11 protein-coding genes are annotated in these 10,377 nt (G+C 70.6%); 4 read left to right on the forward strand and 7 right to left on the reverse strand.

The window, feature by feature from the left end; genetic code table 11:
• The coding region (locus ACQKIP_RS29225) for a PP2C family protein-serine/threonine phosphatase (RefSeq protein WP_427744581.1) at positions 1–1,065 on the forward strand (1,065 nt) is incomplete at its 5' end.
• On the opposite strand, the gene ACQKIP_RS29230 is transcribed toward ACQKIP_RS29225, so the two are convergent.
• The 5 genes from ACQKIP_RS29230 to ACQKIP_RS29250 form a co-directional block, all read right to left on the reverse strand.
• Complete coding sequence (locus ACQKIP_RS29230; protein ID WP_365860311.1) at positions 1,043–2,290, reverse strand: esterase/lipase family protein; 1,248 nt, start codon at positions 2,288–2,290, stop codon at positions 1,043–1,045. The two genes, ACQKIP_RS29225 and ACQKIP_RS29230, sit on opposite strands and share 23 nt — an antisense overlap.
• Positions 2,291–2,572: 282 nt before the next feature.
• Positions 2,573–3,697 (reverse strand): cobalamin B12-binding domain-containing protein, encoded by a 1,125-nt coding sequence (locus tag ACQKIP_RS29235; protein ID WP_365860312.1) that lies wholly within the window; start codon positions 3,695–3,697, stop codon positions 2,573–2,575.
• 5 nt (positions 3,698–3,702) lie between these two features.
• Positions 3,703–5,364 carry a PP2C family protein-serine/threonine phosphatase gene (locus ACQKIP_RS29240; protein ID WP_427744585.1) on the reverse strand — a complete coding sequence of 554 codons (1,662 nt, stop codon included), beginning with the start codon at positions 5,362–5,364 and terminating at the stop codon, positions 3,703–3,705.
• 134 nt (positions 5,365–5,498) lie between these two features.
• A complete protein-coding gene (locus tag ACQKIP_RS29245) occupies positions 5,499–5,777 on the reverse strand; it encodes a DUF397 domain-containing protein (RefSeq protein ID WP_365860314.1) in 279 nt (92 codons plus the stop codon).
• Positions 5,758–6,600: a helix-turn-helix domain-containing protein gene (locus ACQKIP_RS29250; protein WP_365860315.1), complete on the reverse strand. Its 843-nt coding sequence runs from the start codon at positions 6,598–6,600 to the stop codon at positions 5,758–5,760. Before ACQKIP_RS29250 ends, ACQKIP_RS29245 begins: the two co-directional genes overlap by 20 nt.
• 114 nt (positions 6,601–6,714) lie before the next feature.
• Between ACQKIP_RS29250 and ACQKIP_RS29255 the strand changes: the two genes are divergently transcribed.
• The gene (locus ACQKIP_RS29255) at positions 6,715–6,927 is read left to right on the forward strand and encodes a hypothetical protein (protein ID WP_365860316.1); all 213 of its coding nucleotides are present in this window, start codon (positions 6,715–6,717) and stop codon (positions 6,925–6,927) included.
• The gene (locus tag ACQKIP_RS29260) at positions 6,924–7,148 is read left to right on the forward strand and encodes a hypothetical protein (protein ID WP_365860317.1); all 225 of its coding nucleotides are present in this window, start codon (positions 6,924–6,926) and stop codon (positions 7,146–7,148) included. The genes ACQKIP_RS29255 and ACQKIP_RS29260 overlap by 4 nt, the downstream gene beginning before the upstream one ends.
• Before the next feature lie 3 nt (positions 7,149–7,151).
• On the opposite strand, the gene ACQKIP_RS29265 is transcribed toward ACQKIP_RS29260, so the two are convergent.
• Entirely contained in the window at positions 7,152–7,907 is a 756-nt protein-coding gene (locus ACQKIP_RS29265; protein ID WP_365860318.1) for a polysaccharide deacetylase family protein, read from the reverse strand.
• Between the two features lie 253 nt (positions 7,908–8,160).
• Between ACQKIP_RS29265 and ACQKIP_RS29270 the strand changes: the two genes are divergently transcribed.
• Positions 8,161–8,763, forward strand: coding sequence for a Uma2 family endonuclease (locus ACQKIP_RS29270; RefSeq protein ID WP_365860319.1), 603 nt, complete (start codon positions 8,161–8,163; stop codon positions 8,761–8,763).
• Here ACQKIP_RS29270 and ACQKIP_RS29275 read toward each other — a convergent pair.
• Positions 8,760–10,274, reverse strand: a complete 1,515-nt coding sequence (locus tag ACQKIP_RS29275) for a PTS transporter subunit EIIC (RefSeq protein ID WP_365860320.1) — start codon at positions 10,272–10,274, stop codon at positions 8,760–8,762. The two genes, ACQKIP_RS29270 and ACQKIP_RS29275, sit on opposite strands and share 4 nt — an antisense overlap.
• Positions 10,275–10,377 lie beyond the last annotated feature (103 nt).

Raw genomic sequence — 10,377 nt, forward strand, 5'->3', positions numbered from 1 at the left:
CTCGTGGTGCTCGCCCCGGGGGTGAGTCTCCTCCTCGCGGCGCTCGGCATGATCCCCGTAGGCCGGCCGACGGGGATCGCCGTGCTGCTGATCGGCCCGGTGATCGCCTGCGTATGGTCGAGCGCACGGCGTACCGCGGCGGTGGCCTGCTGGACGGTGCTGCTCGCGGTGACGGCCGGCGTCCTGCGGCGGCTCCTGGGAACACCGGGCTTCTGCCTGGAGTTCGTCGTCCTGGTGGCCGGCGGGGCGCTGGCCGTCCTCAACGCCGCCCGGCACACCGAGCGCAAGGCCGCGCTCAGCCGGGCCGCAGAGGTGGCGAGCGCGTCGCAGAGCGCGCTGCTCCAGCCCCTGTCGGTCGAGGCCGACGGAATCGAGGTGTGCACCCGGCACCACAGCCCGGTGCGGGGTGCCTCGGTGTGCGGAGACCTGTATGACGTGGTGCAGACCCCGTACGGAACGCGACTGATCGTCGGGGACGTGCGCGGCCACGGCCTCGATGCGCTGCGGACCACAGCGGCGGCCCTGCGGGCCTTCCGCGACCTCGCCTATCTCACGCCCGGCCTCGCCGACCTGGCCACGGCCATGGACGCCCGGCTCGCCCCCGGCCTGGGGTCCGAGGACTTCGTCACCGCCGTGTTCGCCGAGTTCGCGCCGGGCGAGGTCCGCCTGGTCAACTGCGGCCACCCGCCGCCCCTGCGGGTGGGCAAGCGGGTGAAACTCCTCGAACCCCCGCAGCCCGCACTCCCGTTGGGCCTGCGGACGGCCCCGCTGCCGCACCGCGTCTACCTCCAGCCGGGGGAGCGCCTCCTGTTCTACACCGACGGCCTGAGCGAGGCCCGCGACGGCGAAGGCGTCGAATTCCCCCTGCTTCCGCGCGCGGCCGAGGCGCTTGCCCAGCCCTCGAACTCCGACGCGCTCGACGCCCTGTACGCCATGGCGGTCGCGCACACCGGCCGCCCGCTCACGGACGACGTCGTCCTCGTCCTGTGCCGGGCGACCGGTGTCACCGGAGCCCCGCTCCCCGCCCGCGCACGGGAAGGGATCAGCCCGGCAGCCGGTCCATGATCCAGGTGCAGAGTTCCCCCGTGACCAGGGAGTGGCCCTCGTTCTGGGCGGCGCAGAGATATTCGTCGAGCTCGCTGTCCTCGGACTTCTCCGGGAAGGGTTCGTACAGCTTCTCGTGCGTGTCGATGTCGCGCAGGGCGACCGCGCTGACGGCGGGCACGAAGCAGTGCTCGCGGATCTCCGCCTCGGCACCCAGGCCGATGATGGCGGGGATCTTGTCCAGCTCGTCGGCGAGAATGCCGAAGCCCTCCAGGATGCCGCCGGGTGCGCCGTCGATGCCGGGCAGGTGCGAGGTGCGGATCTGCGGCCTGCGCAGGGTCACCACCCGCAGCTGGGCGATGAGTTGGTCCTCGCCCTCGGGCTGCGTGTAGAGGTGGGTGCCCGCGATGGCCAGGCCCTTGCCGTGGAACGCCTGCTCGCCGGGTGCGATGCCGTTGCCCTCGCCGGTACGCACGCCGTTGGCGACGCCGATCTTCTTCGGCTTGCGCGGCCAGCCGCCGACCCGCTCCAGCTCGGCGAGGAACTCGACGCGCTCCTTGTCGGTCTCGGGGCTGTCGCCCCACTCGGAGATGTGCTGCCACAGGAGCTGGCGGGCCGCCGGGCTGTTCATCTGGTTCGAGAAGGCAGCGTTGAGGCGCCGGATGTAGTGCGCGAACGACTGGAGCGCGATCGGGATCCAGGCGCCGCGGTGCGGGCTGTCGAAGGAGAAGTACAGCTCGGTCTCGTGCTCGACGTCGTCGTGCTCCATCCTGGCCAGCGCGTACCGGGTGACCAGACCGCCCATGCTGAAGCCGCCGACGGTCAGCGGGTGGCTGCCGGTGCGCCGCGCGATGGCCTCCTGGATCGCCGAGCGTGCCGCCTTGGCGTTGTCCAGGATCGAGGCGCTGCGCTCGTCGAAGCCGAGCAGTACGACGTCGTAGCCGCGCCCCCGCAGTTCACTGATGAACGCGTACGGGCCGCGCTCCAGGATCTCCCACGAGAAGTCGAGGTCACTGGGACCGGTGTTGAAGCCGTCCGCGATGATCACCGGCTTGGCCAGCCCCCGCTTGGCGTCGGCGAGATACACCCACGCCTTGCCTTCGGGTAACGCCCACTCCTGGTCAGGGGCGGGAGCGGACTCGAAGACCTCCCTGGGCCCGGGCGCCAGGGTCACCCGGGCGGCGCTCCCGAAGGCCTCGGCGATCTGCTCTTCGTCGGGCCGGTCGGTGTCGTTGAACTCGGACATGAAGGATCCCCTCCGGTGGTGCGGCTTCGATGACGGCGGGTGGGCAGGTGCCATCCTCGGTACGCGCGCAGGTCGTCGAAAGACGGCCACCGTGATTCACCGGGCGGGCGCGACCCTTTCGGACAGGGGGACTTTGGCCGTATTCGCCCGTGCGGTACGGGGGCGGGAGCCCCGGGCCTGGGCGCGGGGGCGCGCGCCGGTTACGGGTGTGCCGGGGCGGTGTCCGACTCGGTCAGCGTCCGCCCGCCGGGAGCGGGGAAGTATGGCCCGAAGGCGATGTGATCACGTGTGCCGTGCGGCCGGTGGCGGATCGAGCCGGTCGCGGCCCTGGTGGAGGATGCCGACCGCGCGGGGGAAGTCCTTGAGCTGGGCGAGGAGCGAGTCCAGGGCGGGGAGCAGACAGCGGGGCGGGACGCCGCGGGCCGCCAGGATGTCCGCGGTCCAGGCGATGAACCGGGTGAAGAGGCCGGGGTCGTCGACGTACACGGCCGTGGCGAGGTAGCCGACGATGAAGTCGATGTCCTCGACGGTGCGTTCCCGCTGGTACTCGCTGTAGTCGCGCATCTCGGGGAAGCCCTCTTCGACGTCGGCGAGGGTCTGCTTGACCAGCTGTGTCCTGGTCCGGTGGATCATGGTGTACTCCTGGTCGCCCAGGTGCGGCAGGTCCAGATCGGGCAGGCGGGGCGCGTGCTCGCCGGGTCCCGCGAGGTTCTGGCCGAGCAGCGCGGCGGCGCCCCGCGCGTCCGCGGCCCACTCGGCCCGCATCATCCGCGCGTAGCGCCCCTGCGGACCGAACGCGGCTCCTCCGGCGAGCACCGGAACGCCGACGCTCTGGAGCGAGGTGATCGCGTTGTGGGCGCCGGGCAGCAGCGTCGGGATGGACGAGGAGAGCAGCACCGCCTGCGCGCGGGTGCGCCGCACGTGCGAGACGAGGTACTCGGTGGGGACCTGCGCCCCGAGGTAGTCGACGCGCCAGCCCCGCATCCGCAGCACCTCGCTCATCAGGAGCGCGGGCAGCGCATGCCATTCGCCGTCGACGCACGCGACCAGGACCCGCCCCGTGAACGGTCCGAAGAGGGCGGGAGCGGTGGCGTCGGCGACGGCCGCCACGCACCGCTCGCTGATCGCCGTGGCCGCGTGTTCCTGCGCCACCGTGATCTCGTTGGCCGCCCAGGCCAGACCCACCCGCTTCTGGGCCGGTGCGATCAGTTCGAGCAGGACGCGCTCACCCGCGGCGCGCATCTGCTCGGCCGACGAAAGGTCCATGTCGTGCAGCCGCTTGGGCTCCGCCGTGCCAAGGGCACGGCGCACCACGGCGATGGCACGGGTCTCGTCGCACTCGTCGAGTGCCTCCCACAGTTGTGCACGCGACTCGGTGAGGGAGTCTGACTGCTGGTCACCGTTCACGCGGATCACCTTTCCTCGGGTTGGTCTCCGGGTTGCTCTTCTTCTGCCGTCGGGCGGTTGCCCCGGGGCGCGCCGATCGCCAGTACGGCCATGTCGTCGTGCCTGCCCTCGCCCACCCACTGGGCCACGACCATCTGCACCCGCTCGGTGACCACCTCGGCCGATGTCCCGGCGCACTCGGCGAGCACGGCGCGCAGCCGCTCCTCGCCGAACATCACGTCCCCCAGCGGACCGCCGCGCGCCTCGGTGATCCCGTCGGAGTACAGCAGGCAGATCTCCCCCGGCCGCAGGGTGACTTCGGCGGTCCTGAAGTCGAGGTCGGCGAAGGCGCCGATCAGCGTGCCCTCGGTCAGGACCTCGTCGACACGGCCGGTGGCGCGCACGACGAGCGGCGCGGGGTGGCCCGCGCTCGACACGCGCAGCCGTACCCCCGCGTCCCGGCGGACCGCGGTGGCCACGACCAGGGTCACGAAGGGGGTCTGCTGCGCGGCCAGCAGCGCCGTGTTCAGCAGGGTCAGCAGGCGGGTGTGGTCGGCGGCGAACGGCACGAGCGCCTGGAGCACGTGCCGGACCCTGCCCGCCGTGACGGCGGCCTCAAGTCCCTTGCCGCACACGTCACCGAGGACGGCGACGGTCTCGGTCTCCGGCGTCTGTGCGGGGTGCAGGTCGTAGAAGTCTCCGCCGATACGATCGCCCGTCACCGATGCGCGGTAGCGGCCGGAGAAGCTGATGCCGTGCACCCGGCCGATGGCGGGCGGCAGCAGGTCCCGCATCATCACTTCGGTGACCTGCGCCTGCCGGGCGTAACTGCGGGCCATCGACAGCGCGGCCCCGGCGCGTGCGGCGAAGAGCTGGGCGAAGGACTCCTCATCGGCGCTGAACGCCGCCTCCTGACGGCGGCGCAGCAGGATGAGGCAACCCGCCGGGACACCGTGCCCCGGCAACGGCACCACGACCACCGAGCCGATGTCGGCGGCGTCGGCCACGAAGTCGCCGGGCACGGCCCACGGCGGCATCTGGTGGGGATCGATCCAGCAGGACGCCACCGCGGGCAGCCCCAGCAACGCCTCCGCCAGGCCCGGCAGTTGCTCCGGGTCCAAGGGGATGCGCTCCTGCACCACCGGCCCGTTGGCGGTGCAGCGCGTCACGGGATACCGGTGTCCGTCGCCCGTCCCGACGACAACCGCCGCGTCCGCCAGATGCCGCGCCGCCCGCTGCACCGTCACCGCCATGCAGCGCTCCGGGCTCAGCGAAGCGAGCAGCTCGGACGACAGCTCCTGGAGCAGGCCCGATCTGGCCCGCTCCCGCGCCAACTCCTGTGCGGCACCCGCCGTGACGCCGTCGCCGATCAGCCACCAGGACACCGCGCCGTCCGCGCCCGGTCCCGCGAGCGCCTTCACGGGACGCCCGCCGATCCTCCCGTCCGCCCACGCCGGCGGCCCGTCCTCCGCACCGCCGACCCGCCGGAAGTGGGCCTCCGCCAGCCATGCGGGCGCGATGTCGTCCAACGCGACACCGACGCCGATCCGCGTCAGCAGCAGAGCGGCCTGTTCGTTGTACGACAGCACGATGCCGTCCGCGCTCACCGTGACCACCGGGTAGGGGTCACGGTGCTGCGCGGCAGGTCTTACGCCACGAGACCTCTTCTGCTCCGGCACGGAGACCATCAGCGTGGAACCCACCGGCGGGCCCCCACCACCCCCCACCCACTCGAAGCCTGGGGGCTTTACGTTACCGACGGCATATGACTAGTGACTGTAGTTCGACGCACTTTGCCGTACTTCCGAAATCCTCCGACCGACTACTGCATAATCCGCCCAGCGCTCAGGCCGGTGACGAACGCGGTCCAGGCGGTGGCCTGAAACACCAGTTCCGGGCCACCGGGATTCTTGGAGTCGCGCACGGGGACGACTCCCGGATGTCCGTCAGCAACTTCTAGGCAGTTACCGCCCTCGCCGCCGCTGTACGTGGACTTGCGCCAGGTGGCGACCTCTACGCAGTCGCCGCCACTGCCGCCGCTGTAACTCGACTTGTGCCAGATGGCCGTACTCAGGTCGTACTCAGGGCTGCTGTTCTCCATGTTCGTAATCCTGCGCCACCGACTCGATCAGGGCCAGGGACAACTTCGAGGGCAGCGCTGCGGCCTGTAGGAGGTTGAACATCAGGACGTGGTGGGCGACCGTGGCCGGGTCGTCGAGCAACTTGCCCATGTTCGGCCCCTCGACGAAGGAGAGCGGAGGCGCGTCCGTGAACTCCATGACCTTCACAGAGCCCTCCATCGAGGCGTGAGCCCCGACGTTGAACGGCAGCACCTGCAAGATGATCCGGTGTTTCCGTGCCAGGCCCGCTACGTGCCGCAGGGCCTCCGCCATCACGGCACCGCCGCCGACCTCGCGCCTGATGGCGGCCTCGTCGACAACCGCCCACAAAAGCGGGGTCGCTGGGTCGTCGAGTAGGTGAGCCCGTTCGAGGCGCGCCTCCACCTTCGCGTCGATCACGTCGTCCGTAGCCGTCGGGTGGTAAGCGCGAAAGACCTCTTTCGCGTACGCCCCGGTCTGGAGCAGCCCCGGGATCAGCAAGGCCGCGTACTGCTTGATGCCCGTGGCAATTGACTCCGCCTCCGCCGCTTCCGCGAAGTGATCCGGGTACTTCGACTTGGCGATAGCCGCACAGTTCCGTTCGAAGAACCCGTCCGTGCCGAGGAGTTCGTCTATCTGCCGGGCGTACTCCAAGTGCATCCGCCGCGTACCCGATTCGAGCTGTCCGATGAAGGAGCCGCTGACGAACAGGGGCGCGCCCAGTTCCTCCTGGCTCAGCCCCGCCCGTTCGCGGGCATGGCGCAGCTCCGCGCCGAGCAGGGCGCGGGGTGACGATGAGGGGTCGAGGTCTTTCGGTCCTGGCATGGCAACTCCCGGTCGTACGCGAGGGGTTGTTGGGTCGCCGTCACTGTTCAGGCTAGCCGGGAGTGGACACGCTGGGTGAGTAAACAGCAACACTGTGTGTGAAAGGCGGAGGTCATGGCGCTGACGGCGGAGGAGCGGGTGCGGGCGGTGGAGGATGCCGTACGGCAGTTGAGAGCGGCCCTGGAGCGGGCCGGGGTAACGCTGCCGTCGCTGCGGATGGACCCGCTGACGGCGGCGGCGGACGGCGCGCTGCCGCTGGTGGAGCTGGGGCGCTGCAACCTCGACACGGCGCTGCGGCTCGCCACGGTGCTCGAAGGAGCGCGGTGAACGGCGACCCGACGGTCCCGGAAGCAGGGACGTACGCGGTGGACTTCCGGGACGGCAGTGTCGGGCAGGTCATGGGGTGCGAGGGCGGGCTCGTACAGCTCAGGCCCCTGCGCGGGGGCCGGGAGTGGGACTGCCCGCCCGAGTCGGTCGGGCAGGCGGCGCCGGGCGAGGTGCTGCGGGAGAAGGTGCGGCAGCTGAACCGGGAGCGGCGGCTGCCGTGAGGGTCAGCGCACCGGGAAGCCGTAGGTGTAGCCCTGCTCCTTGAGGCGGGGCAGGAGCGTGCGCAGGGCTTCGACGGTCTGGGTGCGGTCGCCGCCCGCGTCATGGAAGAGGAGGGTCGGCCCGTTGGGCAGTTCCCGCTCGACGGTGGCGATGATGGCGTCCGTGCCCGGCAGCTCGAAGTCCTTGGTGTCGACGTTCCAGCCGAGGGGGCGCATGCCCCGGTCGGCGGCGAGCTTGCGGCTGTACGGGGTGAAGGCGCCGCCGGGAGCGCGGTAGTACATGGGGCGCACGCCGCCGGACGCCTTGGTGATCATGCGCTCGGCGTCGAGGATCTGCTTGGCCTGGTAGGCGTTGGACTCCTTGTCCATGCCGGTGTTGTGCGAGATCGAGTGGTCGCAGAGGCGGTGCCCGTCCGCGACGACCTTCTTCACGACGTCGGGGTGGGCCTGGGCCTGCGTGCCGACCATGCAGAACGTGGCCTTCACGTCGTACTGCTTGAGCAGGGCGAGCATTTGGGGGGTCCACTTGGGGTCGGGGCCGTCGTCGATGGTGATGTTGATGCCGCGCTTCCCCTTCTCGGAGGCGTGCGCGATGGTCTTCGAGACGGCCTTGACGGCGGGCTTCTTCGCCGCCGGTGCCGAGTCGGTGGTGCCGGCCTGCGCGCTCCACACGCCCGCGCCGGTGGCGAGCATCGTCACGCCGAGCGCGGCCCCGATCATCTTGCCGTACCAGCCACGCCCGCCACTGTGCCGTGCCATCGTCCGCCCCTTTGCGTCCAGTCCCTCGCCGCTCCCCGATCACGCGCGGCCAACTGGCATGACGAGGATCGGCGGCCGGGGGATGCACCGGGGTCGAGTCCGTTACGGATCAAGGACAATTCCGGGGGCGTTCACGGACACCAGCGGTTCACGGCTTCGGTAGCTCGTTCGTGGGACGCTGGGTGAAGCGGTCACCGACCGCAGGCTCGTCGATCTACGCTCACGCGCCGTAGGCCAAGAGAAGGGACCCGCGATGACCGCAGCACTGGTCGAGCACGACACGGCGCCTGACCGCCGTTCGTGGGACCTCCTGCTCCAGGCATGGCGTGAGCTGGATGTGCCGGAAGGCTGGCACGCCGAGATCGATGAAGGGCAGATTGTCTTGGTACCGCCGCCGCACAGGCATCACAACGGAATCGCAGCCATGCTGCACAGGCTGCTCTACGGGGTGATCTCCGAGAAGCTGGAGGTCTATCAGACCCTCGGCATCCACATCGCCCCCTTGGACAAGCTGTACGTGCCCGATCTGGTGCTGGCGCCCAGAGAGGTCGTCGACGCCGCCGACCCCGACACCAACGACCCTCTGGACGCGTCGGAAACCCTGCTCGTCGTCGAGATCACCTCGCAGAGCAACGCCAAGGACGACCGCACCAAGAAGCTGTGGGCCTACGCGCACGCCCCGGTCCCGGTCTACCTGCTCGTGGACCGCTTCGACGAGCACGGCCCGACAGCCACGTTGTTCACCGGCCCGCAGAACGGGGCGTACAAGCGCGCCGAGCGGGTGCCGTTCGGGGAGAGCCTCAAGCTGCCGGAGCCGTTCGCGGCGACCGTCGATACGGCCGCCTTCCCCGGCTAGACCGCAGCCGGTGACTTGGCCGCGTCCGCGGACGTCGCCGGGGCGGGGGAGCCCGCGACGATCTGGTCGTGGGGGCCGGTGTCCGCGTTCAGGTCCACCAGCATCTGCTTGCTGAAGCCGAAGAAGTACGTCGCGAAGAAGCCCACCACGTAGCCGACGAGCAGGCCGCCGCCGTAGATCGCGATTGTGAGGCCCAGGCCCTTGTTTCCGTCGAGGAGGGGGAACAGGGCCCAGCCCGAGGGGCCGATCGCCGTGGAGCCGACCTTCTCGCCGATCATCGAGAAGAAGCCGATGAACGCGCCGCCCGCAGCCCCGCCCACGCACGCCGTGACGAAGGGGCGGCCGAGGGGGAGCGAGACGCCGTAGATCAGGGGTTCGCCCACGCCGAGGAAGCCTGCGGGGAGCGCCGACTTGATGGTCGTACGGATCGAGGTGTTGTGCTTGAGGCGCTTGTACACCGCGATCGCGCAGCCGACCTGGCCCGCGCCCGCCATCGCCAGGATGGGCAGCAGGACAGTGAAGCCCTGCTGCTCGATGAGCGTGGTGTGGATGGGGATCAGGGCCTGGTGCAGGCCCAGCATGACCAGGGGCAGGAACAGACCGCCCAGGACCAGGCCCGCGAACGCGCCCGTGTTGTCCAGGAGCCAGTTCGCCGCCGTGCCGATGCCCGTCGAGACCTCGCCCGCCAGGAACATCAGGCCGAAGATCGTCACCAGGCCGGAGAGCAGGACCGTGATGGTGGGGGTGACAAGGACGTCCAGGGCCTCAGGGACCCAGCGCCTGCACCACTTCTCGATGTACGTGGCCAGGACCGCGGCGCCGAGCGCGCCCAGGACACCGCCCTGGCCCGGCGACAGCTTCTGGCCGAACGCCTCAATGTTCGCGACGCCCGGGAACACGATGATCGCCGCCACCGCGCCGCCCAGGATCGGCGTACCGCCGAACTCCTTCGCCGTGTTGAAGCCCACGAACACCGCGATGAGCGCCATGAATCCGGAGGCGATCGCCGCGAGCGCCGGGGTGATGCCCGGCAGCCACTCCAGGTTGATCAACAGGCCGTTGATGCCGGCGATGATGCCGCAGCCGATCAGGGCCGGGATCAGCGGCACGAAGATGTTCGCGATGCGGCGCAGGAAGAGCTTGAACGGCGTGGCGTTCTTCTCCTTGCGGGCCGCCCTGAGCGCCGCACCCTGCGCCGCCAACTCCTCGGCGGTCAGGACGTGTTCGGGGGCCGCCGTCGGGGCCGCCGACCTGCCCTCCTCCACCAGGGCCTCGAACTCCGGGGTGACACGGGCGACCGTGCCCGGGCCGAGCACGATCTGGTACGTGTCGTCCTCGACCACGCCCATCACGGCGGGCAGCGCCTTCAGGGCCTCGTCGTCGACCAGCGAACGGTCGGCGAGATCCAGACGCAGGCGCGTCATGCAGTGGGCGACGGATGTGACGTTCTGGGCGCCGCCGACGAGGGGGAGTATCGCGGCGGCGGTGGCGCGGTTCTTGTCAGTTGCCATGGTGCGGGGTGCCTTGCTGTGTGCAGGGTGGCGCTGTTCTTCAGCGGCTGGGGGTCAGGTCGTACGGGGGGTCGTGCGGGCGGTGTCCAGGGCGGCCCTGAGG

Source organism: Streptomyces sp. NPDC059900 (assembly GCF_050270335.1).
GTDB lineage: Bacteria > Actinomycetota > Actinomycetes > Streptomycetales > Streptomycetaceae > Streptomyces.

Coding starts and splice junctions, on each gene's coding strand:
- ACQKIP_RS29230 (WP_365860311.1), bottom strand. CDS start 2,290: ATGTCCGAGTTCAACGACACCGACCGGCCCGACGAAGAGCAGATCGCC.
- ACQKIP_RS29240 (WP_427744585.1), bottom strand. CDS start 5,364: ATGGTCTCCGTGCCGGAGCAGAAGAGGTCTCGTGGCGTAAGACCTGCC.
- ACQKIP_RS29245 (WP_365860314.1), bottom strand. CDS start 5,777: ATGGAGAACAGCAGCCCTGAGTACGACCTGAGTACGGCCATCTGGCAC.
- ACQKIP_RS29250 (WP_365860315.1), bottom strand. CDS start 6,600: ATGCCAGGACCGAAAGACCTCGACCCCTCATCGTCACCCCGCGCCCTG.
- ACQKIP_RS29255 (WP_365860316.1), top strand. CDS start 6,715: ATGGCGCTGACGGCGGAGGAGCGGGTGCGGGCGGTGGAGGATGCCGTA.
- ACQKIP_RS29265 (WP_365860318.1), bottom strand. CDS start 7,907: ATGGCACGGCACAGTGGCGGGCGTGGCTGGTACGGCAAGATGATCGGG.
- ACQKIP_RS29270 (WP_365860319.1), top strand. CDS start 8,161: ATGACCGCAGCACTGGTCGAGCACGACACGGCGCCTGACCGCCGTTCG.
- ACQKIP_RS29275 (WP_365860320.1), bottom strand. CDS start 10,274: ATGGCAACTGACAAGAACCGCGCCACCGCCGCCGCGATACTCCCCCTC.